This is a genomic window from Pseudoalteromonas maricaloris, assembly GCF_024746855.1.
Taxonomy (GTDB): domain Bacteria; phylum Pseudomonadota; class Gammaproteobacteria; order Enterobacterales; family Alteromonadaceae; genus Pseudoalteromonas; species Pseudoalteromonas maricaloris.
Genome location: NZ_CP024625.1, coordinates 1,771,000 through 1,796,109 on the forward strand (window position 1 = coordinate 1,771,000; position 25,110 = coordinate 1,796,109).

Genomic DNA, 25,110 nt, shown 5'->3' on the forward strand with positions numbered 1-25,110 from the left:
TGACAAACATTGCTAATGAATATAAACATAAGATTGATAAAGTAGCATCTGTAAACATATAAGCCTCGACTTGGTTCTACTCATTTTAACTACGTGCATCATGGTCATACAGATTAACCTCTATACACGTTTATTTAAGTTGTATTCGCTTCTAATTACAGTAAATTATACTGTGTTTTTAGGTGTTTCTGAAAGGAGTCAAAGATGCAAGTTGAGTATTTTGTGGTTGACGCATTTACGCGTAAACGTTTTGGTGGTAACAACGCTGCAATCGTTGAGGTTGAAAACTGGCTTAGCGACGCCCTAATGCAGCAGATAGCCATCGAAAATAACCTTTCCGAAACCGCCTTTTTGAAGCCAATTGATAACAATCATTATGAGATCCGGTGGTTTTCTCCAATTACTGAAATTGACTTTTGTGGTCATGCCACGCTCGCCGCGGCGTATGTGCTTTTTAATCACAAGGGAAAATCAGGTGAGATAAAATTTCAAACCCAAGAAGTCGGAACACTCACTGTTAAGCAAGTGGCTGATGGTCGCATTGTAATGGAATTTCCGAACTTAGCCCCTGAGTTAACTAAAGCCCCCGACGCATTGCTGGAAGGGCTGAACGTAACACCGACGCGGGTACTTAAAAATCGCCAAGCGTACTTTGTGATTGTTGAGACTGAGCAGCAAGTACGCAGCTGTGAATACGACAGCGATAAATTGAAAACCCTTGCGCCTTTTGATGTTGTGGTGACAGCAAAAGGCGATGACGTTGATTTTGTGTCGCGCTACTTTTGGCCTGCTAATGGGGGCGATGAAGATCCGGTTACCGGTTCAATTCATGCCGGGTTAGCGCCATATTGGGCAAAGGCGCTAAACAAACAAAAACTTCATGCACATCAGGCTTCAAAACGTGGCGGTGAGCTATTTTGTGAAGTGACGGATACGAATGTCATCGTATCTGGGTTTGGTGTACTTTACGCAAAAGGAATATTCGAAATTGAGGACGAATAAGATTCACTTCATACAGGCAAAAGAAAGTGACTTTGATTACCTAGTGGCACTGCGTAAAGCGACCATGGTGCCGCACTTAGAAAATGCCGGACTGTTTTTGACTGAGGCTGAACATAAAGCCAGAGTATTATACGAATACCCAAGCTCACATTTGATATACGTGAACGAAAAGTGTGTTGGCTTGGCTAAGTTTAAACAACGTGAACATGATTATTACCTCTTTCAGCTGCAAATAGAGCCCCAGCAACAAGGAAAGGGGCTCGGTGCACAAGTCATTAAAAGCTTGATAGAAACTCACTCAACATTGCCTTGGGTATTGACGGTGCTTAAAGCGAATCCCGCGAAGCGTTTATACGAAAAGTTGGGATTTGTGCAGTTTGATGACGATGAACACGAGTTTCATTTTAGGCGTGAACCTAACCCCTAAATTTAGTATTCTCTAGCCAATTTAAATTTAAAAGAGTTGTTATGGCAAAACAAATATGGGTAGATGCCGATGCCTGTCCCGTGGTGATAAAAGAAATGCTGTTTCGCGCTGCAGTGCGTACTTCTACCACGGTTACATTGGTTGCAAATCAATATCTAAAAACGCCTCCGTCTCCTTTTATTCAAAAGCTTCAAGTCCCAAAGGGATTTGATATTGCGGATAACGAAATCGTGAAGCGCGTTAATGAAGGTGATTTGGTTATTACCGGCGATATTCCACTTGCAGACGAAGTCATTGAGAAAAAGTGCACCGCACTCAACACGCGCGGTGAATTGCTGACGAAAGAAAACATAAAATCTCGCTTAAATATTCGTGACTTTATGGACACGATGCGTGCCAGCGGCGTACAAACTCAAGGGCCACCACCTTTGTCTCAAGCTGATAAGCAAAATTTCGCCAATCAATTGGATACTTGGATCACCAGAAACACAAAGGGGTAAGTATGGCTTACAAGGCGAGTTGTTTGTGTAAAGCGGTTCAAATTGAGATCCGTGGACCAATCAGTGATATCATTCACTGTCATTGCTCTTTATGTCGTAAGTCTACAGGCACGGCTTATGCGACCAATGGCTTTGTGCTGTGGAGTGATTTTGTGATTCTCAGTGGCGAAGAGGCACTAAACATCTTCGAGTTTAAACCTGGAAGAAAGCGCCATTTTTGCAAACATTGTGCAAGTCCAATTTTTAGTTCGAACGAAAACGATCCAAAACGGGTGAGGTTAAGACTTGGCATTTTGGACTCGGATATCAAAGAGCAGCCAATATCACATAATTTTGTCTCTTCAAAAGCCAATTGGGACGACTTAGACGCGTCGCTTCCTCGTTATGATGCATTTGAGCCTAGCCGCGATCTATCAACAACATCATCGGGAGGTAATTTGTGACGGGTATTAGTGATTTATCTCAATTATTAAAAGACATTTCCCCGACGCTTGATGAAACACCTTTTGTATTTTGTACAGTGCAAAAAAGCCTTGCTGAGTGCGTAATTTTCAATCCAATTGCGACCTTTATGGAGCGCGAGGGGTTAACGCTGGTAGTCACCAAGCAAATGGCAGACGAACATGGATTGGATTACAGCTGTGTGATGAATAAAATTACTTTGCAAGTGCATTCGAGCCTAGAAGCCGTAGGGTTAACTGCTGCATTTTCCAATGCGTTAAAAGGTGCTGATATTAGCGCGAATGTGATTGCTGGTTTCTATCATGATCATATTTTCGTACCCGTAAATGATGCTAAACGGGCGGTACACGCGATGCAAACGTTGGCAAAATGACATTGATAAATCTCGAAGGTTGCTAGGTAGCATGAAAGTTTACTTTAAAAGAATGGCCTCCAAAGGTGTGTGTCCTCCTAGAAAACCGCTTAAGAAAATCCTTTGGTCATGGGTTGGTGCAATGGTGGGGATCTTGTTGATTACGGTGATTTCTAACTTCGCTTTACCATATGGTGTTGGCAGCGCATTGCTCATTGGCTCTTTTGGTGCAACTGCTGTTTTACTCTATGGCGCTCCTATGGCAGAGTTCTCTCAACCGAGGAATTTACTGGGCGGGCATTTCTTTTCAGCTTTACTCGGCGTCAGCATTTTTATTTTGCTTGGAGAAGAGAGTCTTTTTGCAGCACCGCTTGCGGTATCGCTCTCAATTGTTGTGATGCACTTTACTCGAACCTTGCATCCACCCGGTGGAGCGACCGCGCTAATCGCCATTATTGGTGGTGAGTCTGTTCATAACTTGGGATATATGTATGCATTTTATCCCGTGTTGATGGGGGCTCTGCTGATGTTATTGGTCGCGCTGTCTGTGAACAATATGTCGCGCAACCCCAAGCGGCATTACCCAGTTTATTGGTTCTAACTATTTTATATAAAAATTTAAAAGGACAGGCATGTCAAAAATTGAATTCGTCCCTTACCAATTAGTCCCAGCTAGCTTTAATCCATGGCGTGAAATATTTGTTGAAGTGGCAGAAGAAGTGATGATGGCATTAGCACACCCTGAACTTGAATTTCTACACTTTGGTTCAAGCTCTTTTAAGGTTGCCGGCAAAGGGATCATCGATATCTCTGTGTTATACAAACCCGGGCAATTAACGCAAACTGTTGAACATCTTAAAAATGTAGGCTTTAAAGATCAGCACAGCGATAATCCATTTCCTGATACTCGTCCTAGAAAAGACATCGCGGTGATGTATCAAGGTGAGTTGTTTCAAGTGCATGCTCATGCTATTGAAAAAGGGAGTGAAGAACATATCAAGCAAGAAAAGTTTAAAGCTTATATGCTCAGTAATCCTGACGCGCGTGCGGAGTATGAAACTCAGAAGCAATTAGTAATAGCGCAAGGTATAGCCTCCCAAGATGAGTATGGAAAAGCTAAAGCGCCATTTGTAAAGCGCACTTTAAAGGACATCCACTTTAATTAACTAAAGCCTCGTAACTAAAGCCTGATTAATCATATCTTTATAGCTGTTAGTGTTAGGACAACGACTAAGACCTAACGCTAACAGCTTGCCATTTACTTTATTTAGATACCGTAGTCATTGCAGGATGTGAAATTGGTGTTTATCTAGTTATAAGTTTTAAGGGACAGGGACTTAAGCTTAACCTATGTCGTTTTAGATAATTGCATAATCTTTCGTCGTTTAATTCTAGGTATCTGTTTTTATATACAGTATTATTTTGTTTTGCTTGTACACCAACATTAAACCGTAAAATAAAGGAATAGCAGATATGATCCCAACGATTGAAACGAATCGATTAAGATTGGTCGCACCCAATAAAGACGCTTTTGAAACCTATAAAAAATTTTATACAGACGGATCTGCTTCGAAAATGTATGGTGGTCCAATAGGCATAGAGCAAACTTGGGCTAGGCTTAAAGCTGATGTAGGCTCTTGGTATTTACTTGGTTTTGGTGTGTGGGTAATTCAACTAAAGTCGAATGATAGCTATGTTGGTACATGTGGTTTTTGGCAAGGCAAAGAATGGCCAAAAGAATTAACATGGTGGGTGCTACCCGAGGCGAGAGGCCAAGGAGTTGCAACGGAAGCTTCGCTCGCTGTATTAAAACATGCTTACAATGTATTTAATTGGGAAACTGTCGAGACTTACATGAATGATGATAATGGCGCTGCTCGAGCTTTGGTTGAAAAGCTAGGTGGCGTTAAGGTAAGACGGCAACAATTTAACGATGGCCTTAGCCGAGATATTTATTTTCTTCCAAAACCTTAGCGGTAAATCGTGGTGTTGAGCACAGCTCTGAAAGTTGCAGATTCACCCCATTTTTCGGAATAAAAAGTAACGAATAACTATGGACAGGCACATTTATGTTGATGTTTACAAATTGAAGGCATGTGTCTAAGATTTAATTTCTTCAATTAGCATTTGCATGTTCAAGGAGTGAACAATGGGATTAGCAAGGAAGTATCAAATCAACTTGTCAAATACACATTATTATCATTGTGTGTCACGTTGCGTCCGCCGCGCCTTTTTGTGCGGTGAAGACATGCTGACTGGCAAATCTTATGAGCATCGACGAGCCTGGGTTGAAATGCGATTGCTTTTTCTATCCAAAATATTTTGCTTGGATGTTTGCGCTTACGCGGTAATGCCTAATCACACCCATGTGGTGTTGTATATCGATGATAAAAAAGCACAAAAGCTCAATGATAAAGCTATTTTGCTACGCTGGAGCAAGCTTTATAAGATATCTTCGCACGCTCATCAGTTCCTCCAAGGTAAATGCTTAAATGAGGGGCAAAAAGGTGTGTTGAGCAAAGAAATAAATGAATATAGAAGCCGCTTAGCGAGTATTAGCTGGTTTATGAGAGGGCTCAATGAGCACATCGCTCGACGTGCTAATCAAGAGGATGAATGTACCGGACACTTTTGGGAAGGGAGATTTAAATCTCAGGCCTTGCTTGATGCTTCAGCCTTGTTGGCATGTATGGCTTACGTAGACTTAAACCCCATTCGTGCAAAATTAGCTAGTAACCCCGAAGATTCAGAACACACTAGTATAAAACTTAGGTGTGAGTTTGCAAAAAGATGCAAACAGCCAAAGTATCTAGCGCGGTTTTTAGGAAATACCAAAAAACATATGCACAAAGGTATACCCTTTGAATTACGTTCATATCTAGACTTAGTTGATTCTACAGGAAGATGCATTCGTGCTGATAAACCCGGGCTTATCGATCCGCGTCAAGAACCTATTTTGGAGCAATTAGGTCTAGAAGCACGTAATTGGTTTAAACTTACTACCCAGCTTGAGCAAACTTTTCACGGTGCGATTGGTAGCGCAGATTCGATAGAGGCTTATTGTGAGCATCGCAAATTAAGGCGACGAAGTAATATTTCGCAAAGCCAACGACTTTTTACGTAATATGAACTTACGTAGACGGCCAATTTAATCCGGTTGTAAGTGTCTAACTGCTCACTCAGGTTGAGGGAGCAGTTAGTCGTGCACGTTGTATGAAACACTCAATCTTATTTGCACAAAACCATCGGTCTTACTTTATTTGGCTTTGCAGATTTCCAATTAATTGTTTCTACAAATTGATTATTTTAACCAGCCTAATCGGTTCACCATCAACGTCAAACTCACCCGTGATCTCAAGTAATCCATTTTTCAATCCTTGTAACTTATCTACTTCAATTACTTGTGTTTGATAAGGTAAGAAAGTAACAGGCTGCTGCCAAAGTGAACCTTCATTTTGAAATGATTGAAATGGAGTAAAATCGACGCGTAATATACCACTCGATGCACCTGAATAGGGACCGGTTAGCGTGATGGTAATATTGTCACGAACAGTGACTTCCATTTTTACCCCATCAAAAGGTTTCTCTGGCGTTCGAAGAGGCTTTTGTTGTGTTAATCCGTTCCAACTAATCACTAAGTTCTGAAAGGTATGTTTTGGCAATAGAACACGGTGTTCACCTGAAGCTAGAATTTTTTTGTAGTTACCGTAAGTTAGCGCAATATCATGGGTACTGGGATTGTTGACGTAAAGACAGTGCATTCCATCAGAAAAATAGCTTTGGGTGTTGATACCACTTAGCGTAAAGAGCGCATCGTCGCCAAGTGTTGATTGCCAACTTTGCATCAAGTGATTGAGGGTTTTATTCTCAGTTTCAGTGACTGTCCTTGATTTCTGTTTGCTAAATATTTCGCGAAGTGGGGTCATACAGTCATTTAACTGAGCGCTATATTCCACACAGGTGTTAAAGGCTCTGCGCAGTAGCGATGCATCTTTAAAGTGCCAAGGATTAGTGGTTTGTTCATTCGTGATCAAATAGTCATGCGCGGCAAAGTAGGGCGCTATTCTATGATTATTATTTCGGCCAATAAGACTGATTTTTTGCAGGCTAAGCGCTGAAATGTCGATTTGGCTCAATTGTAACCTAGCCAGTTGCTCATGGTGTTGCGTTTTCATTTTAATAACTAGCGCATCGTCCTGCTTTGAAAGCGTGAGCGCAAGTTGATGATATTGCTTGATATCCATGCGTAATTGCGGCAGCAGTGCGATAGACTTCGAGGAAAACAATGCTTGATTGCTTGAGACCGTTAACTTTACTCCTTCTTGAAGGGTAAATTGCAGTAAGTTGTCTTTACTAAAATCAACTTCTTCAACTTTGGAGCGTCCAAGACGCGCATCTAAGCTTTGGTTTGTTAAATCAGCGATTAACGCAAAGCCAATTTCCCCACGTCTAATCTGCTCCGGCTCGAAGTCGATTAGTGCTGCAACACTATTCTCATCAAGTGAGTTGATTAGAGGTGTTTTATCTGGTGTAGGAAAATCCATCACGGCATGTGTAGAAGAGAAGTTTGGATGAATGTCGAGACGATTAAGTGTTTTGCTTTCGGTATTTCTGAACCAATATGCAGCACCGTTTTGCTCCCAAGGCCCATCGACAATATAAAAACTTGGCGTGGCAGAGCGCACAAACGCTGCAAACTGCTGTTCAAGCTGGGGCCAATTGGGGAAAGTCTGTTTTAAGAGTGCATTGGCAGTTGGCAAGGTGTTTTCAGAGTGCGGGTTTGCATCCATTAATTTGCCGATAAAGCGTTTAAAATATTGATATCGCTCAGGGTCGCTCAATAAAAAATGTACGATAAAAAAGTTGAGCCCGCGTTTGAGTGATGGATCATCATTGATTGCTTCGAAAGATGGCTGTCCATTTTGGTGATATTGCTGTAAACCTAAGTGCAGATAATTCATTGGAGCACGGTCGAAAACCATCACAGTTAACTGCTTTTTATTTGGATCATATACGTGGCTTGCAATGGCATCTGCCATCCCCTCAGTGATCCAATTGGGTGCCCAAGTTGAGTGACCGTTCAGAGCCATATGAAACGCATGCATGGTTTCATGGATCACGATGTAGCGCTGGTGATGCTGACGATGACTCGGAAAGTTGTATCCTGCGCGGTTATAAAACATGGTTTCGCCACCAGCCGTTTTATGTACGCCTCGCAAAAAACCGTCGTCCAGCATGGCTTCTTTTGTACGTTGGCGTGAACTGCCATAAACGACAGCAATTCTCTTTTTATCAATCGCTGCAGGCGCCATACCAAACAATTCAACATAGTGAGGGTAAGACATTTCTAGTAATTCTAAATAGAGTTTTACTTTGTCCTCAGGAAAGTCACTTTTTAGCGCAAAATGTTTACTCACCCACCAGTCATAGCCCCGCGAATTAGCTATTTTTCCATCGCTATAAGTCAGCGGAATTTGTTTACCAACATGTTGGATATCAATGTGTTTCAACGTGCTGACTCGGCCATTAACGCTTATTTCAGAGCGCATATCCGCGGGGCTTGGAATAGCGACAATATCGCTTCGCGTAGTTTTACATCCGCTGAGTAAAGCAAGTATTGCAATTAGAGGAGCAAATACTAGCCGGGGCTTTTGGATAGAGGGTATTTGCCAATAAAAGGTATGGAATAGATAAAATAAAGACATGATACTTTTCTCTCGTTATTATTTGTGTATATTGTATGCAATATAAAATAACAAAGATAACAGGTATTGTCATTATGCAAAATCAGCAGCAGTGGTGTGAACCAGATCTCAATGAGGCAAATCGCTCAACGTCGCCGTCTGGGTTTGGTCGAACTTTTTACATTGCGAATATCATGGAAATATTTGAACGGCTCGCTTGGTATGGCTTCTTCGCCGTGTCATCAATTTATATGACAACACCGAAGTTACAAGGTGGTATTGGCTTTACTGATATAGAGCGTGGCGCGGTACAGGGGATTATTCCCTTCTTTTTATATCTTTTGCCTGTTGTAACTGGTGCACTGGGAGATCGCGTCGGGTATAAAAAGATGTTCTTTTTTGCATTTTTGGTCATGACGCCAAGCTATTATTTATTGGGACAGGCACAGAGTTTTTGGCCGTTTTTTGCTGCGCTGAGCTTTGTTGCTCTAGGTGCCGCCTGCTTTAAACCTGTGGTCGTTGGCACCGTAAGCCACAGCACAAACGATGGTAATCGTGGTCTTGGGTTTGGGATCTTTTATACCATGGTGAATATTGGTGGATTTTTAGGTCCATTGGTTGCGGGATATATGCGCGCCATAAGCTGGGATGCGGTATTTATGATGTCGGCGATTTGGATTGCCATAAACTTTATTCCCTTGATGTTATTTTACAAAGACCCGCAAACATTACCTAAAACCAAGCAATCTTTTACTCAAGTATTAAAAACCGCGCAGTCGGTGCTGGGTAATACACGTTTAGCACTTACGCTGTTTGTCGCACTGGCGCTATTGATGTCAGCAGGAGTTGGGTTTTCTAACTACAGTCAAGCGTTTACTTGGATTGCAATATGGTTAGTAGCTAACTGGGTGTGGGACCGAGTGCTCATAAATCGAGGGCCGACTAAAGCATGGTGGCAACAACCGATGAAGGTGAGTAACCTGCCGTTTGCGTTATATTTGCTGATCCTTGCAGGCTTTTGGACTGTCTATAATCAGCTTTTTTACACCTTACCTGTGTATATCCGTGATTATGCAGATACCCGAGATATATTGGCGTGGTTTGGCGATTCTGGCGTCGCGTTTTTAGCACATGTTGATATTGATAAGTTAACTGCTGCCATTTTTGCGCTGTTCAACGAGCTTAAGGAAAGCGGCGCAGTATCCATTGAAACCATTAGGCTTGAATGGGTTCATCTCAAAGTGAATGTCCCGCATGAGCAAATACAGTTGATACTACAAACGCTAAATGCGCTTCACGATAATGGACAGGCACTTTCACAGCACCAAGCGCAAGCCCTTGCTGAACAACTCGAACAATATCGTCAAATCAACCCTGAGTATCTCATTAATTTAGACTTTGCAGCGATCGTAGTCGCACAAATTTTGGTGAGCTTTCTCTGTCAGCGATTTAGACCATTTTATGTGTTAGTCACTGGCTTACTGGTGATGGCGGTTGCGTTTATCGCATTACTTAGCGATAGCGACTGGTTAAGCGGTCAGCTCATTGTCACTGTCATATTGCTTATCGCGCTTGGTGAAATGCTTGCCTCTCCTAAAAGCCAAGAGTATGTCGCGAGTATCGCGCCTCAATCTCAAGCTGCGTTGTATATGGGGTACTACTTTGTTTCTATGGCGCTGGGCTTCTTATTTGCTGGATTTTTATCTGGTTGGAGCTATAAAGTGTTGGTGCAAGAAATGGCGGCACCAGAGTTAATGTGGGGGCTGTTTGCCGCTATCGCACTTATAGCCGCCATTGCATTATTCTGGTTTAACAAAGTGATAATAGACAGAAAAACATAGTTTTTTGAAATAGGAACAGTTATTGGTCGCGATCGGTTTGTTTGCAAGCCATATTCTTTCTACACTCAAGCAAAAAATGAGGAAGTAAAATGAATAAAAAAATATGGATGAGCACGGCACTCTTTGTTTCAAGCAGTGTGTACGCGCAAACGTATGTTTTAAATGCTGACTCTGCGATTGATGTGGTGTCAGGCAAGCTTATCTCCCCTGCAACTGTGGTCGTTGAAGACAATAAGATTATCTCAGTCGGAAAATCAAATCGTAAAGCCTATCCAAAAGACGCTGAAGTGATAGACCTAAGTGGTCACACATTATTACCTGGTCTATTTGATATGCATGTCCACCTAACTTCAGACGCACATGTTCATGGCTACAAAAGGTTGCAACGCACTGCACCTCGTGCGGCAATTACTGGTGTTAGAAACGCCAAGCGCACACTAGATGCGGGCTTTACGTCTGTTCGTAACCTCGGTGCTGCTGGCTATGCTGACATCGCGCTGCGCGATGCCATTATTGATGGTGACGTATCAGGCCCACGTGTAAACGCAGCAGGTCCTTCACTTGGGATCACTGGCGGCCATTGTGACAACAACCTCCTAACCCATGAGCATAAAGTATTTTCAGAAGGGGTGGCTGATGGACCTTGGGCAGTAAGGCAAAAGGTACGTGAAAATATTAAATATGGCGCTAACTTAATCAAGTTCTGTGCAACGGGTGGCGTACTATCTAAAGGCACTAAAGTGGGTGCTCAGCAATATTCCCAAGAGGAAATGACGGCGATTGTGACCGAAGCACACTTACGCGGTTTAACGGTTGCTGCCCACGCGCACGGCACGGATGGTATCAAGTCTGCAATTAAAGCAGGTGTGAATTCAGTAGAGCATGTAAGTTTTGTTGATGATGAAGCCATTCAGCTAGCCAAAGACAAAGGTACGTACTTTTCTATGGACATCTACAATACGGAATATATCCTTGGCGAGGGCGAAAAGGCAGGTATTTTGCCTGAAAGCTTGGATAAAGAACGTAAGGTGGGTGCAACTCAGCGTGCTAGTTTTACAAAAGCGGTAAAAGCAGGCGTGAATATGGTGTTTGGCTCTGACGCTGGTGTTTATCCTCACGGTGACAATGGTAAGCAGTTTAGCCGCATGGTGAAATTTGGCATGACTGAGCTACAAGCCTTACAGGCTGCAACTATTAACTCGGCGACGTTACTCAAGCAAAATACACAATTAGGCTCACTTGAGGTGGGGAAACTTGCTGATATTATCGCGGTTAAAGGTAACCCACTAAAAGACATTAGTGTGATGGAAAACGTCATCTTTGTGATGAAAGATGGCAAAGTAGAAAAGCAATAGCCAAACGTTCCGCGCAGTTCTTATGCAAAGAACTGCGCAGCTTTGCAATATATCGTTGTAATCATAATAAAAATCAGTGGACAGGCAACGTTTTGAGATGGAATACATATTTTATCGTGTTAACTGTGGTTGCTTGGTAAATATTGTTCCCAATTCGACACGACAAATGGATATTCACCCGTGACATCTACTCGACTGCGCCAAAACTGCATCGCGCCAGTATTAATCCCTTGATAGACAAAAATAACATCTGCAGCAACTCTATCTCCACTGTTGCTAACATTGACGTCAACATTGATCAGCTGATAACCATTGGGATTAGGACCATCTTGGCGGCTTTGGTAGTAAAGGTGAAATGACTGCTGGTATATTGTAGGGTTGTTATATAGTACATAGTTTAACGCGCGTGTTGCGTCACTATTACCTCTAGATATATTGAGCGAAGTTATTTCAGTAACAAGGTTTTGAAACTGATCGTTATTTGCCTTGACGCCGTGTAACACCTCACCAAATGGCAGTACCATCACTGGAATGATTGCACTAACTAGTACTGTGTTTGGTGAGTGCATTTCGCCGATAATTACCACTTGTCCGGTTTCACTATTTGTTGTTCGATCTAGTGCGGTAATACATTGAGTTAACAGTTCATCCGTTGGAATGAGTAAAGTATAAAGTTGCTCAATGTAACGATTGTCCAAGACCCATTTCATGCTGCGCGCTATGTAACGATTTTTACCTAAACTCAAGCCTTTAAACAGCTCCTGATTAAGTTGTTTATTCCTGTTGAGCCTTTGTAGCGCAATGTCATCATTGACGTTCTCCAACATGGGGAGCTGTGTTTCTTGGTTGCCCATTAAGCTATTTTGATATAGCTCTTTTTCTAGATTAAGGGTCGGAAATTGGGCATTTATCACACCAACGGCATAGACAAAGTTTGTGGATATGGTTGAAGGTTCTGAGTTTGTTTCACCGTCGGCCAACCTCTGACTAAGTGGCAAATTTTGTTGAGTGGATAATGATTGGTTCATGAAGCCTCCCTAAATACTTTTCGCAAATGGCGCTAGTCTGGATGAAACAAAAGGATAGTGGTTGGTTACGTCGATATTACAGGCATAGCGGCTACGATCTGAACTACACAGAATAAACTCAACAACGTGGCGCATTGGTTCAGAGTGTATCTGTTGCAATTGAATAGCTTGAATATCATCAATCAATAAGTGTTGGCTGCTATCAACGACGATTTGATAGAAGTGACTCAAAAAATAGTTACTGGCTTTGTCTTTTTTAGTTAACCCAATAGTAGGCTTAAGTGCGGGCAGCTCAAGCTGTTGATTGGCTGGTTTACCATCTTTGAGTATTGGAACTTGGATATCGGTAACTGCGATTAGATGCTTTACCGTGGCGGTTGGTAAAGCGATGTCATCGTAGTGCTGTGCGGCATGTTCGCCTGTTAGCTCGCCAATAACCACATAAGTATTTTTTTGTTCTGTTGTATTGATCAGTGCATTCAGTTGTGTCGGTGTATCTGGCTCAAGGATGTAAGTGTCTACCAGGTTTATGGTAAGAACCCATGTTGCCTGCTGTGCTAAATATAAAAATGGCCTGTAACTCAACTGAGGTTGACTGTCCATGGTTACGCGATAGTTGAACACTTTATAAAATTCTTCGGGGTTGGCCTTTATAGACAACGCAGCAGCTTCATATTGCTTTTCGAGGTTTAAGGTCGGAAAGCTTGGTTGAATAACACCAATTGCATAAATAGATGTATCATGATTGTCATGAGGCGCAAACTGTATTGGCACTGTTTTATCATTGTGAATTGAGGTCTTCATTTCTATCCTTCCTTTGCATTAATCTTGTGGCATCGTATTCAGCAGCGGGAGGAATTGTTGTATTTCTGTATTGATAAAAGGATACAAGCCACTCACGTCGATACGACAAAAGTAATAATGATGTTTAGCAGAAGCGTTTTCTTTATAGGTTAGCGTAATATCAACAATCTTATGTTCAGACACCGCGTCAAATTGGGAAAACGTGATGTCGGTTAGAGAAGCACTTGGCAGGGTTGCGGACCCTAGACGCATTTTATGGGTTTGTAAGTAGATATCTGGATAGCGAAATGCAACAAAATTCTTAGCTCTATCAAAGTCATCACGGCCTGCGTTTGGTTCGACTTCTAGTGCTTTTATCACATCTTGAATGGCATTGGTTTCCGCACTGGAAATTTTTTGAATTGTATTATGCAGCTCTGACAATGTTTGATGATATACCTGATGACAAACTATCTCAGCTAAATTGGTGTCGTGGTTATTAGAGGAATGGCCAATGACACAAGTATACACAAGCTCCAGTGTATCTTTAGGTGGTTGTAGCGCTTCAATTAGCGCTTCTAACTCGACTTTTGTCGCGGGAGTTAAGTGGTAACTTAGCTGTTTTTGAATGACTAAAATCCAAGAAACTTGCTCGGCAAGATAAAGATACTTGTCTCTGTTAGGATCCCCAATCGGCAATGATTTATTAGTGAAAACTTCGTAATAGGCTCTTTCATCGACTGCGAGCTCCATTGCGGCTTGTAAAAATTGCTTTTCTATTCCCTCATTAGGAAAGACTATTTCTACTTGGCCCACTGCATAAATGTAGTCAAAAGCGGCGCATTGCACGGAAGTAGGATGCTGAATTTCCTGCGCTTGCATTTGCTCGGATGAGTCAAGGTCTTGCGGGGCGCTCGGTAGCCTAGCATCGTTTGCCTCTATCGGCGCTATACCAAGAGTGTCTGAGTCACAAGTTTTGCTATCTTGTGTTTCAGCGTTTTCAGAACTGCAAATTGCGGGATCTGCTGAGGTGACCTCAGGGTGTAATTCGCTCATATTATTCTCTTTTTTGATGAAGAAGTGCTGATGGAGCACAGCACTTCACTTTGGTGTTAACTACTTGCAAGGATCTTCTTCGTTGCAATACCTGTAGTTGCTGTGTCTATCGAATAGAGGGTTGTAACACCCATAGTGGTGGCAGCTTGAGCTGTAACAGCCATCTGCTGCTGAGCTGTGGTTGCATTATGAGCTGCGTTTGCAAGCGCTTGTGAAGTTGCTTGGAACAAGTTACCCATTGACATTGCTGGAGCATCACCTAGTACTTTTACGTTTGCTTGGGTGACTGAGTCAGTGATTTGGTCGTTTACAGAAGTTGGAAATGCCATGATTTTTTCCTTAATGGTTAGTTGCTTTTTAGCGTTAATAACTAAAGGATAATGTAGCCCGCTCCGTCACAGATGTTTTGGTTTAACTAATTGTTTTTATGGTAGATTGGACGACTTTAAAATGCGTAATATTTAACAGTGTTTGGTGGTTTTTACGCATTGCGGCTGTACAACTGAGCTAAGGGAGTACTGACGGTGTAAAAATAACCCCATCATGAGAGCTCCATACTTTTCTCGCAATGGGGTTAGTCATTAGCTATGCCTGTCCATCAAACAGGTTTAAATTACAACTCGTTTATCAGCTAAGGAATGCTTTACTCGTTGTCAGCTTTTGATTCACTGCGAACTTGCCTCTTAGCTAAGTCACCTGCTGACTAAACCGTATTGATAAAGTGTGCATAAATTGACATTTCCAACTGAGTTGGCATTTTTAACTATATCGCGGGCCGCTTTTACCAACTTGGTAGAAGTTATGATGTTTGCAAATTGTGAGTTTAACCAGTCTATGAAAAAGTAAAAGGTGTGAGTGTGATGAGATCACCACCTAAGTTGAGTTTGATAGTTAGAAAGTCGACTTATGCCCTCACGTATATCCGTCATGGTTATTTCTGTGCGTGCTTCGCTGAGTAATTTTAATGATACAAAGCGTAATACATTGATAATATCAGCTCCACTCAGTGGATATTGCTCTGCAAGTTTGTTTAAACATATATTGCTTGATAGGCGAGATTGGTGGCAAAGTCCGCTTTGCCAAATTTCTAGTCGCTGTGCAGCCTTTGGCGCTTGAAACTGGACAATCGATTCAAATCGGCGAAAAAACGCGTCGTCGATATTATCTTTATAGTTTGACGCTAAGATCACCACACCGCTAAAGCTTTCAATACGCTGCAGCAGATAGGCGACATTTTGATTAGCAAACTGATCGTTAGAAGAGCTGGTTTTTAAGCGCTTAGTGAAAAGCGCGTCCGCTTCATCAAAGAAAAGGATCCAGTCACGATGCTCTGCAAGGCTAAACAGCTGTTCAAGGTTTTTCTCTGTTTCTCCAATGTACTTTGAGGTGATCAGCGATAAGTCGACTTTATAGACTGATTTATCGAGTATTTTTCCAAGTACGCTCGCCGTTAGGGTTTTTCCTGTTCCAGGAGGGCCGTAAAATAGTGCACGGTAACCGGGGCGGAGTTGTTTACCAATTTTCCATTGCGTTTGTAATGTCTTGCCATATTGAACCCAAGTAATAATTTCGTTTAGCTGATGACGAGTGGTATCTGGTAGCTTTACATCATCCCATTCAAGTGCTGTGTTTACTTGGGTTGCAGGAAACTGATGACTTGTTTCTGGCCGATATGGCTCTGCCGTCGTGAACATTTGTATAAACTCGGGTTTAAGAACCAAGGGGATGTTTAATCGTGATATACCCTCAGATTCTCGATGACTGTCCACCATAAGGTTAAGTAATTGGCTTGAATGGATCGTTTGAAGGACATCAAACTCCGTGTTGAGATTATTTCCGTTAAGAATGAATGCCGCTGTGATTCCCGTTGTGAATATTAGCCCTTGAGATTCTTGTATACCAAACTCACTAAAAGGACGGTTTGTTTGTTCGTTGATTGACAGGAAAATGTCGAGTACAGGGGCTTTGATAACCGGGACAAATGCTAGAATAATTAATAATCTTTCAATCAGGTTTGGCTTGCTGCGGGTAATAAAGTCCGCAAAGTCAGAGTCTGAGTTATCTAGCGTAGGTGGCAGTGGAAATTCTTGCTCAGTATTATCGAGTGACTGTCCAAAGTAATGTGACACACGATATTGAATAGCACGCTGCAGCCAGTCGCACTCTTGTTCTAAGTCTTTGGCATTTAAAGCCGCTTTGGAAGGAGTTTGAGCTAAAGGTTCAAAGTTAGATTGCCACATTTTACTTCCTTATTCTTTAAATAAGCGTTCCACAGTGTAGTTTGTGCGGCTGCGAATCTGATTGGCAACTTTAGGGATTATGTTGGTATAACAGACTAATTGCTGCAAGTTCTTTTATTTAAGAGGTGGTTGGTTACGTAAAAGAGCAGGCGAGTTGCCTATCCTGCTCAGTCTTTTCATAAAGATCATTGAAGTGCCCAGTAAATTGGGTAAGTACCTGAGTTTTCGCCAATCATAATTGTGCGTATTGTGGTGCCACTGTTTGATTCTTCAAATGGAGTATAGGTTGATTCAAGTACACGGCCGTTAGTTTGCTGCTGTAGCTGCACCTCATCGCCTAAAATACCTATTGAATAACCTGATTGAAATATATAGTGTTCAATTTCTTGTATTTGGTCAGATTTAGCACCATTGTCATTGTCTTTTAGCTGTAGCCAGACTGTCGTACCGATAGGAATAGAGGCGCTATTTAACAGGTCAAGAACGTTGTTAGCTATATCAAGAGGATTGTTATTGGTGTTATTGATAGAAGACACGTTGAGGATAAACATCGGCATCAATGCCAGCGCGTATCCGTGCTTGTCACTGGTGCCCGTTATTCTGTCGGTTTCTTGAGCCGTTAGCGCAACATCCCACTCATTGTCCTGTGTGTTAAGGTTGCGCATACAAAAGCTATAACCTTCGCCTTTATATTTGTCTGCGACACTTGGCTTCATGGTACCGTTATAAATAAAGCCTTTTGCACCTGGGTGGGCAACACTGGAGTAGGCCAGATTAGGATCTTGCATATTCGTTACTCTGACATAACTTGGATCGTCTTTTGAACCTAAAGGTTTTTTGGCGTTCATAATCTCGTCTCACTTAATGCGTTTAATTAATTCAGGGTGAAAGCAACCAAATAGATAAATTGGTTGAATTAACTATAAGAGAGGCTGGTTTTACCAACTTGGTAAAAGTTATTTTTCGGTTGGTATATTTTACTTTATCGCTTTTATTGGGGTGAGTGTAGGAAGATAGGCCGACAAAGGCGGCCAAAGAATAGAAGCAAAATTCAGTTTTTAAGTGCATTTTTGATGGTTTTAATCCAATCGCCATTTGCGTCACTTGAAAACTGCCAATTCATAATACCACCCAGTTCAGTGGTGTTTTGAATGGGGTCAATAACCGCTTGAATAATAGTCCCTGCCGGCATGTATCCAGAGCCTGCATCGTGTGCTGTCACTGGGAATCCTGCAATAATTTTCTTCGCAGACATATTCGGTAGCTTGATATAGTCCATATAGGAACTAACGATTTGATCTGGGCATGCGCTCCAAGGTGGATTGTTGTAAAACTGAACGTTTAACCAGTCAATATCCTCTCCAACTTGTTCGACTATTTTAAGATAACCAGCCATGTAACCACCATGCTCTAGGTAAGGAGGTTGCGGGGCGTGGGAAATATAGTAGCGGGGTGAGGGCAACTGTTTTCTGAGAGCCTGTGTTAATGATACGAGAAACTGTACGCCGTCATAACTTGCATTCGCGATAAATGCAGCGCTATCTTCATAGTCGATATCAATGCCATCCAGATGGTTATCTTTAACAAAGTCCGCCAAGGAATCTGCTAGCCTGTCTGGATCTTGAGATAACGAGTAATATACGTTGTGATCCATATCGCCACCACCAAATGAGATCAATACTCTTTGCCCATTTTGCTGCATGGTATGTATCGCTTCTACCGTTTGGGCCGTGAAGCTGGTCTCTGTAGCAGCAATTGCACCGCTTAAAATTAGCTTAAACGGATTGTTTGAAGCCGAAGATAAAAACGCTAAGTTTACTATATCGTAAGGAAGCTCACCGGCATTGGCCAAAGGAATAGCACCCGAATTATAGTAGGTAATGGTTTTAGACATCATTGTTCCTTATGAGAAAAAATAATCTGTTTGCGAAAACTAGTTCAGTTTATGGATATTTGGTATTACAAAGAATTACAGGACAAACTCCTGTAATGGGTGTTAGACCCAGATGCTAGCCGTTGCGAATGGCAACGTTTGAACTTATTTGATACATTTCCCTTTAGAGTCTAGGTTTCATAAGAGAGGCCAAAAATTTCGATGCTAAAGATGGATTTGAGCGACCCGCAGAATCAATGATCAACTTAAAAATTTCCTCTTCATTTTTTTCTGGAAATCTAGATTTATACTTTTCCATTAATTGGTTCATCGTCAACCCTTCCTTTTTCATAAAAACAGATAACATTCTCCCTAGAGGTGTAATTTTCTCTCGCGTATCTTCCATTTGTCTGTTTCGTACTTCTATAGCTCCTTCTGTAACAATTTGGTGAAGATTTGGATCTACCTCTTCTCCTTTTTGTTTTGCCTGTTCAGCGTCGTCGAAAATCTCACTTGCCACTACTGGAATATTTTTTACCTTGCTTGTGTAGTTCTGTTGTCTCACCTTACTATCGTAGCGCAACATGTATAGCAATGCAGCCGTGGATATAGCACCTAACACAGGCAAGAGACCCATGCGTTGAATTGGCTGTGATAAGTTTGCCTTCTGAATTGCACCGTTAGCGAGTAACAGCTCTTGAGAACTATAATTTTCCGACTCTTGCACCTTTTTTTGTTCAACAGCGTTTCGTCGATTATCCGCAACCCCATGCTTAATATGGATTTTATTCTGAGCAACTGAATTAACTGCTAGTCTATTTTTATTTTCTTTCGATTTCTCAACTTGTGTATACATATCTTAAACCCTCTTAATTTGTATATGGCATTATCACAGCCGCGCTATCGCTAAGTTATTAGAATTACAGCGGTGTAGTTATATGAGATTCTAGGTAGTGCTCTATATTTAGTTGGTTTGACTTATCTGAAAGCGCTACCTTCTAAGTGAGCTTCCAACAATATATTTTTCTCTACCGTCTTCAGGGCCCCCTATATAAGTACTCATCATTTCATTGATTGCGGCTTGCATTAGTACCTTTGGCTCACCATCACCAGGGCCTTTGTCTTGCACAGCATTTTTCATATTTCTTAACATTTCTTTCCAGTTACCACTGGCTAGGTGGTTGTATTGCTTAGTTAGATCCTCGATTGCTTTATCTATCTTTTGTCTATAGGCAAGGCGTTCAGCCTCTCTAGCTCGTTGCAGCTTTTTTTGCTCATAAAGATAAAATTCAGCATCGTTATCTGCGCCAGTGTCAGGCCCAAAGTTCATTTTCTGTAATGTACTAGGAATATTATTAGTGAGCTTAGGAGTGAATACTCTTTTTAATTTAACGGGCTGCTGAAACCTAAAGCAGCCAGTATTTGAAGTGCTGATATTTGATGACACTTTTTGGTCTCGTTTTAGGGATTGAGTTAGGTGTGTATACATATCTTATTCCTTATAAATTAGGTCTTAACATTTAATCTGAAGCCTTGATTATCGTTAATGCAAACATCGATGTATTATCAGTGGCCATGGCGGTTATCAATTTCATTTACATAGGTATCGAACTTGCCTAATGAAATAGGTGAACTGCTTAACCGGCATTTAGAGGGTCACTGGAGTATCTACTCAATTTTACCTAAGCGCTGTGCCAATTCTCCCCAGTCCGTTGCTTGCTGCTCCAGAGTTGGGTCGTCATTTACAGCTATGCCATTTACCTCTGTGGTGGGCTTTACTATCCCCAGCGCTTGTTGAACAACATGACCAAGCTCGTGGGGAAGGTGTTTCTCTTGACCTGGGGCCAAGTAAATATCCTTGCCCTGAGCATATGCATGGGCTTGTACTTGCGAAGGCTTTGACGAGTTGTAGTGCACTCGCACATTGGCCAAATTAACACCAGATAGTTTTTCCATGCCACGTCTGAGGCGTATTGGTAAAGCGCAGCTCTTAAGAGGAACGTTTTTTGCTCTTCGCTGACGTGCGGGGTTCTGCCTTACTGTTCCGGTAATGTGGCGCTGCCTGGTCGTGAGTTGATAAAATGTCATCGTGTTGTTTCGTGTTTGTTGGATACTTTTACTATAGGCATGGTATAGCGGTAACGATTGGTAAAAAGTCTGGAGTCGTTGGTATTTATTCGTAAGGTTACTGCAAATTGAAAGAAGGTATGCATGAAAAATACCCGACTGAGCCGGGTATTTGTGACTTTTATTCAGTAGCTTCAACAGCTCGGGTTGCTTGTTGCTCTGCTTCATCTGGGGTTGAGGTGGCAGGGGCATCAAACGCTTGCTGATAGACACTCTGATCTGCTGCGACGACGGCGTTGTTCGCGATATTTTCAGCCTCAGAAGGCGTAGCCGTAGCGTAGCCTGTGGACTGAGCTGCTGTGGCGACCTCAGCTTGTGATACTGCTTGCATTGCTTGTTGTTCTGCATTGAGAACGGATTGTTCATTTTGAGTGGTCATGATGGAATATCCTTACTAATGGTTAAATTATGCACTGTGTAGTGCTTCGAATGGGCCTTCAACCCAAACATCGTTATGAGTAAACAAATTGATGAGCTCTAGCGGCCGCGAGTCAGCTAGTTCAGATAAAGAAGTTTCCCAAATATTGCGTTGGGAGCGCACTTTGATGAGCTTATGCTTGTCCTGTTTCCAGTTTACTGGCAGAAATACACATCTTTCTTTGGCCTTTTGACCGTAGAGTCTATCGTTGGCAGAGAGAAAAACTAAGTTTCGTTTGTGGTTATCCGCAAGGTTAGACTCTTCCACGCAATAGCGTAATGACGCTCGAAACCAGTTTGGAAATGGCAAACTGGATGGCTGGTTTTGGTGAGTCGTGGTATTGTCTGTGGTTGCTTGAGGACTCTGTTGACTATGCCAAGTGTGTAGTGCATCTATAGCCAAACTTCGGTATTGCAAAAGCGGGAGTGAGTCAATAAAGGCTGGCAAATCGTCATTTTTACTTAACTTAAAGCGTTCATAAGCAAAATGTAATTGGCCAATTGCGTTCAGACGTGAAATAACCAGCTCTGGGCGGTTTAAACCCAGTATTTCAATCGTAGTTTGACCTTTGGTTAATTGTATTGCGCTATCCTTGTCTAATGACTGAAGCCATCTCGTAAACGCAGGCGATTCCATCAAGTCGTGTGACTCTTGAAGTAATTCGGGCCGTGACCAAACAAGCTGCTCGGCTTCACGGTGACTGATAGATTTGCTGTCCATCAAAAAAGTAGACAAAACATCAAAGGCATAGGCTCGACCTGATTGAGGGTCAAAGCGGACAAATTGTCTCGGATCTTCTAGGTAAGGGCAGACTAGTAAGGGCTGCTCTTGTTCGATATTAATCAGTGGCGCACGTTTGCCAACAAGTGGAAATTGACCGCCTTTATATTGCTCGTGACAAGCATTACAGACAAAAAGTAGGTTGTTTTGATCATATGCCAATGAAAAGTACGGCGAGCAGGTCGCCACTACGTCTAAATGTGTTGAAACCGGTCTTTCCAGTAACTCAACAGGCCTGAAGTGGCCAACTTCGCCGGAGTTTGTCGCTAATAAATAGCTTTCGCAATAGGCACAGCAGCCATTACTGAGTTGTTGCAAGTGAGCTTTCAAATGATCGGATGCAAATAGCGCTGTATCAAAAGCGGCATAGTTAAACCCCACATTAACCAAGTCTTCTGTTAAGCCTGTCAGCCTGAGCGTGATAAATACGAGGTTATCTACTAAGTCAGGAGCGTAGCCCTCGCTTACTAGCTGCTTTCTATCTTCAATTGTCAGCGTATGATATTTAGGCGCGTCTACCAGACGCGCCATGAGTGCTTGCATCTGTTTATTTGCTGCTGCAATTTTTACGTCTTCGTCTGGTAACCAGGCTATAGGTTTACAATCTATTTGGATCATTGTGGTCAGGCTCCCTGCAACTTGTTTTATTCGCCTTGCGTGTCAGCACTGCGCTGCATTACATCATGTTGAAAGACTTGATTTTGATGCATTAGCTGCTTTTCCATGTTTTTTAGCGTTTCTTCCATCGCTTGTTGTGCGGCCTCAGCACTTTGGCGAGCTGCGACTTCCTGCTCCGTATATACTTGCTCTATCTGTGCTTGCTGGTCCTCTAATTGTGTTACTTGCGCTTGCAGTAATGTATCTTGGTAGGGCGTTTCGTGAGCGTCAGATTGGTTTATTTGAGTCTCACTCTCGAGCGCATTATGAATGCTGGCGAGATGTTGACGAGACTGTTCAATTAGCTGTGAAGATTGCTGTAATGACATATCTATAGTGTGTTGTGCGCGGTTAAGCATGGTATCAATGTCGGCTAAAATACTATTCATTTGTTTCGGCATAACGGCTTGAGAGAGTTCACCAAGCGCTGTAACCTTTTGATTTTTGGTATTCATTGTTCAGTCCTCTTATTATGCAACCAGCGGCCAGTGATTTTGCACACTCAGACACCCTTGGCTATCAACATCAAGCAACGCTTCGCTGTGATATAGGTCATATAAATAGTGCCGGCACTGGCCGGCCTGACAGACATAGCTGTCTTTTGCTAATGAGTTGATTAGCGTATGTTGAAGCGTTTCAAGATAGTCATTTGCAGCTTGCACTAAATCGCCCTTACCTAGGTCTATGTTAAGCACGATATTAAGTAAGCCTGCGCTGAAACTGCTAAAGCCCAGATATTTTCCACTTTCATGCCATTGCTTAATCGCATTGTGTAGATCAATAGCTTGAAGTTCGTAGGTGACCACAGGAGAATCTAGGTTGGCATTAACCACCGGAGAGAGGGTAGTAATTGCGTCATTTAGCGCACTAATAGGACTTGGTGAGCGCTTTTTCCACTCAAGGTAAATACATAAATATCGAGCAAATTCACTTAGATTTTGTGCTTGCTGAGTTGCCCATTGGCACGCTGGGATAACGGTTTGATTTGATAGTTCATAGTAACGCTCACAATAACAAATAACATGGTATAAGTTGAGTTGATCCTTAAATGAGGCGCTCCAACCCAGAGCATGGTAACTCAAGTTATAACGTCGATAAAACAGTGCAATTTTGTTCAGAATCGTACTATCTAACAGACGGTATTTGGTTAATAGATCAGCTAAAATTGCTTTGCCTTTTTCAGAGTCTCGATTGCTCAAGGTCGCGAGGTCTCTGAGATCATTAGTAGTCAACTCGAGTAGTTTTTTCACATCGATTGAAATGGGAATATGATGTAAGTAGATCAACGTTGAATTCATCAATCCCAAGTAAAGCTGCTCGATAAATTGCGCTTCTGACGAAAAGCGCATTATCTCGCTCTGTTGTATGAGGGCGTTGACACTCTCTTTTCCCTGATTTAAAAATTGGATCAAGGTTTGCGTTTTGTCGGAAAATTGCGCCAACTGTTCAATTTCTGTGTTATTCACTACGATCGTCATGTTTGCCTCCCGTGCCAGCGTCAGTGACGTGAGCCCCCATTAGCTTCCACCACTTGGAAAATTATTGAGTAGATCACTGGCAGAACTACCGACATCACCAAAGTTTTTCGTACCATTTTCAACCATCTTGTTAGCCGCTTCGATGATACTGTTGTATTCTTCGACCTTACCAGTCGCCAGCATTTGTGAAATCGCAACCCCCATTGCGGTAGTCGCCATGGTATTGATATTTCTTAGGTTGTCGGTTGCATCTTGAATTGCAATTGCCGTTGATTGAGAAACTGACTGATAAGCCTTACCGGCACCAGAGAGTTTATTTAGCTCGCCGCTTAAGCTGGCATTTTTGATGATATCAAGCGTCGCTTGTGTTGATAGCCCGACATTTGTTAACTCATTCATATGCTTTGCCTCAGTTAATTTAAGTTATGTTGGGTTTACCTCTAGGTGCTTTTTTTGCTATCAGGGTCGAGGTATTGATGCAGGAGTTTTTGTACTACCTCTTCAATTTTGCTTAGATCCAGTTGTTCTTCAGGCGCTTTGGGCTTTTCTGGTTTAGGCGGTGACTGCTGTAGCATTTTTGCACAGCTCGCTGCCGCAGCTGCAGAGGCCGAAGTTTGCGCGTTTTGCTGTGCTGTGACGGCGTTATACATCGACATCCCCATAGTTTCGGTTGCTGCAATATTGAGCATGCCCATAGATTGCATTGGAGCAGAGCCCGTCAATAGGGAATTAACTTGATTCACTGAATCAGAGATTTGGTCGTTTACTGTACTCATTTTGCTAATTCCTTTCTTATCCTGGTTTAACGGAAGCCACGCCAGAGCTGATAATGAGTGCACAGCACTGTGCTACACTTGCACTGGATATCATCTGACCTCGAGCTTCGTTCTGCACGGCGTTCTCCATCAATAAAGAGATAGAGTTTCCCATCGTGATGGCGGCTACACCGAGCGAAAAAGTGTGTGCTTCGACAAGGGGTAACATGGTATTTCTCCAATTGAGCAGCACTTAAGTCTTTGTGAGTAAAGTCGTACTGATGTTGGATCC

Annotated in this window: 29 protein-coding genes; 11 read left to right on the forward strand and 18 right to left on the reverse strand. The window is 42.3% G+C overall.

What is annotated here, in order from left to right; translation table 11 throughout:
• Nucleotides 1-204: 204 nt before the first annotated feature.
• From CTT31_RS07620 to CTT31_RS07660, 9 genes are all read left to right on the forward strand, one after another.
• Nucleotides 205-1,002, forward strand: a complete 798-nt coding sequence (locus tag CTT31_RS07620) for a PhzF family phenazine biosynthesis protein (RefSeq protein WP_039495651.1) — start codon at nt 205-207, stop codon at nt 1,000-1,002.
• Entirely contained in the window at nt 989-1,429 is a 441-nt protein-coding gene (locus tag CTT31_RS07625; RefSeq protein ID WP_260492286.1) for a GNAT family N-acetyltransferase, read from the forward strand. The genes CTT31_RS07620 and CTT31_RS07625 overlap by 14 nt, the downstream gene beginning before the upstream one ends.
• Nucleotides 1,430-1,470: 41 nt before the next feature.
• Entirely contained in the window at nt 1,471-1,929 is a 459-nt protein-coding gene (locus CTT31_RS07630; RefSeq protein ID WP_010371749.1) for a YaiI/YqxD family protein, read from the forward strand.
• 2 nt (nt 1,930-1,931) lie between these two features.
• Nucleotides 1,932-2,372 carry a GFA family protein gene (locus CTT31_RS07635; protein ID WP_260492287.1) on the forward strand — a complete coding sequence of 147 codons (441 nt, stop codon included), beginning with the start codon at nt 1,932-1,934 and terminating at the stop codon, nt 2,370-2,372.
• A complete protein-coding gene (locus CTT31_RS07640; RefSeq protein WP_211859706.1) occupies nt 2,369-2,764 on the forward strand; it encodes an ACT domain-containing protein in 396 nt (131 codons plus the stop codon). Before CTT31_RS07635 ends, CTT31_RS07640 begins: the two co-directional genes overlap by 4 nt.
• Nucleotides 2,765-2,795: 31 nt before the next feature.
• A complete protein-coding gene (locus CTT31_RS07645; RefSeq protein WP_211859707.1) occupies nt 2,796-3,344 on the forward strand; it encodes an HPP family protein in 549 nt (182 codons plus the stop codon).
• A 31-nt stretch (nt 3,345-3,375) separates the two neighbouring features.
• Nucleotides 3,376-3,909: a GrpB family protein gene (locus CTT31_RS07650; RefSeq protein ID WP_069019018.1), complete on the forward strand. Its 534-nt coding sequence runs from the start codon at nt 3,376-3,378 to the stop codon at nt 3,907-3,909.
• Between the two features lie 307 nt (nt 3,910-4,216).
• On the forward strand, nt 4,217-4,717 hold the full coding sequence (locus CTT31_RS07655; protein WP_239981363.1) for a GNAT family N-acetyltransferase: 501 nt from the start codon (nt 4,217-4,219) through the stop codon (nt 4,715-4,717).
• 175 nt (nt 4,718-4,892) lie between these two features.
• Nucleotides 4,893-5,867 (forward strand): transposase, encoded by a 975-nt coding sequence (locus CTT31_RS07660; protein WP_211859708.1) that lies wholly within the window; start codon nt 4,893-4,895, stop codon nt 5,865-5,867.
• Between the two features lie 166 nt (nt 5,868-6,033).
• Here the strand turns inward: CTT31_RS07660 and CTT31_RS07665 are convergent, their stop codons facing one another.
• A complete protein-coding gene (locus CTT31_RS07665; RefSeq protein ID WP_260492288.1) occupies nt 6,034-8,448 on the reverse strand; it encodes a hypothetical protein in 2,415 nt (804 codons plus the stop codon).
• A gap of 74 nt (nt 8,449-8,522) precedes the next feature.
• On the opposite strand from CTT31_RS07665, the gene CTT31_RS07670 reads away from it, so the two are divergent.
• Together CTT31_RS07670 and CTT31_RS07675 are read left to right on the forward strand one after the other, a co-directional pair.
• Entirely contained in the window at nt 8,523-10,268 is a 1,746-nt protein-coding gene (locus tag CTT31_RS07670) for an MFS transporter (protein WP_312026966.1), read from the forward strand.
• 89 nt (nt 10,269-10,357) lie between these two features.
• Nucleotides 10,358-11,623, forward strand: a complete 1,266-nt coding sequence (locus CTT31_RS07675) for a Xaa-Pro dipeptidase (RefSeq protein ID WP_010371730.1) — start codon at nt 10,358-10,360, stop codon at nt 11,621-11,623.
• Between the two features lie 119 nt (nt 11,624-11,742).
• Here the strand turns inward: CTT31_RS07675 and CTT31_RS07680 are convergent, their stop codons facing one another.
• The 17 genes from CTT31_RS07680 to CTT31_RS07760 form a co-directional block, all read right to left on the reverse strand.
• A complete protein-coding gene (locus CTT31_RS07680) occupies nt 11,743-12,651 on the reverse strand; it encodes a cyanobactin maturation protease PatG family protein (RefSeq protein WP_211859710.1) in 909 nt (302 codons plus the stop codon).
• A gap of 9 nt (nt 12,652-12,660) precedes the next feature.
• The gene (locus tag CTT31_RS07685) at nt 12,661-13,455 is read right to left on the reverse strand and encodes a hypothetical protein (RefSeq protein WP_260492290.1); all 795 of its coding nucleotides are present in this window, start codon (nt 13,453-13,455) and stop codon (nt 12,661-12,663) included.
• An 18-nt stretch (nt 13,456-13,473) separates the two neighbouring features.
• Nucleotides 13,474-14,490 (reverse strand): cyanobactin maturation protease PatG family protein, encoded by a 1,017-nt coding sequence (locus CTT31_RS07690; protein ID WP_260492291.1) that lies wholly within the window; start codon nt 14,488-14,490, stop codon nt 13,474-13,476.
• A 56-nt stretch (nt 14,491-14,546) separates the two neighbouring features.
• Entirely contained in the window at nt 14,547-14,819 is a 273-nt protein-coding gene (locus CTT31_RS07695; RefSeq protein WP_010371716.1) for a RebB family R body protein, read from the reverse strand.
• Between the two features lie 537 nt (nt 14,820-15,356).
• Nucleotides 15,357-16,730 carry an ATP-binding protein gene (locus tag CTT31_RS07700; protein ID WP_260492292.1) on the reverse strand — a complete coding sequence of 458 codons (1,374 nt, stop codon included), beginning with the start codon at nt 16,728-16,730 and terminating at the stop codon, nt 15,357-15,359.
• Between the two features lie 185 nt (nt 16,731-16,915).
• Nucleotides 16,916-17,578, reverse strand: coding sequence for a hypothetical protein (locus CTT31_RS07705; protein ID WP_260492293.1), 663 nt, complete (start codon nt 17,576-17,578; stop codon nt 16,916-16,918).
• Nucleotides 17,579-17,781: 203 nt separating this feature from the next.
• The gene (locus CTT31_RS07710) at nt 17,782-18,627 is read right to left on the reverse strand and encodes a glycosyl hydrolase family 18 protein (protein ID WP_260492294.1); all 846 of its coding nucleotides are present in this window, start codon (nt 18,625-18,627) and stop codon (nt 17,782-17,784) included.
• 160 nt (nt 18,628-18,787) lie between these two features.
• Entirely contained in the window at nt 18,788-19,459 is a 672-nt protein-coding gene (locus tag CTT31_RS07715) for a hypothetical protein (protein ID WP_260492295.1), read from the reverse strand.
• A 135-nt stretch (nt 19,460-19,594) separates the two neighbouring features.
• Nucleotides 19,595-20,092, reverse strand: a complete 498-nt coding sequence (locus CTT31_RS07720) for a hypothetical protein (protein ID WP_260492296.1) — start codon at nt 20,090-20,092, stop codon at nt 19,595-19,597.
• A gap of 179 nt (nt 20,093-20,271) precedes the next feature.
• The gene (locus CTT31_RS23550) at nt 20,272-20,922 is read right to left on the reverse strand and encodes an eCIS core domain-containing protein (protein ID WP_312026962.1); all 651 of its coding nucleotides are present in this window, start codon (nt 20,920-20,922) and stop codon (nt 20,272-20,274) included.
• Nucleotides 20,852-21,109, reverse strand: a complete 258-nt coding sequence (locus tag CTT31_RS07730; RefSeq protein ID WP_211859715.1) for a hypothetical protein — start codon at nt 21,107-21,109, stop codon at nt 20,852-20,854. The genes CTT31_RS23550 and CTT31_RS07730 overlap by 71 nt, the downstream gene beginning before the upstream one ends.
• 27 nt (nt 21,110-21,136) lie before the next feature.
• Complete coding sequence (locus tag CTT31_RS07735) at nt 21,137-22,546, reverse strand: hypothetical protein (protein WP_260492298.1); 1,410 nt, start codon at nt 22,544-22,546, stop codon at nt 21,137-21,139.
• A 26-nt stretch (nt 22,547-22,572) separates the two neighbouring features.
• Nucleotides 22,573-23,040 (reverse strand): hypothetical protein, encoded by a 468-nt coding sequence (locus tag CTT31_RS07740; protein ID WP_010371699.1) that lies wholly within the window; start codon nt 23,038-23,040, stop codon nt 22,573-22,575.
• Nucleotides 23,041-23,055: 15 nt separating this feature from the next.
• A complete protein-coding gene (locus CTT31_RS07745) occupies nt 23,056-24,063 on the reverse strand; it encodes a hypothetical protein (protein ID WP_099029697.1) in 1,008 nt (335 codons plus the stop codon).
• A gap of 39 nt (nt 24,064-24,102) precedes the next feature.
• Nucleotides 24,103-24,462, reverse strand: coding sequence for a hypothetical protein (locus CTT31_RS07750; RefSeq protein ID WP_260492299.1), 360 nt, complete (start codon nt 24,460-24,462; stop codon nt 24,103-24,105).
• 41 nt (nt 24,463-24,503) lie between these two features.
• Nucleotides 24,504-24,839 carry a RebB family R body protein gene (locus tag CTT31_RS07755; protein WP_260492300.1) on the reverse strand — a complete coding sequence of 112 codons (336 nt, stop codon included), beginning with the start codon at nt 24,837-24,839 and terminating at the stop codon, nt 24,504-24,506.
• Nucleotides 24,840-24,855: 16 nt separating this feature from the next.
• Nucleotides 24,856-25,047 carry a RebB family R body protein gene (locus CTT31_RS07760; protein WP_010371687.1) on the reverse strand — a complete coding sequence of 64 codons (192 nt, stop codon included), beginning with the start codon at nt 25,045-25,047 and terminating at the stop codon, nt 24,856-24,858.
• Nucleotides 25,048-25,110 lie beyond the last annotated feature (63 nt).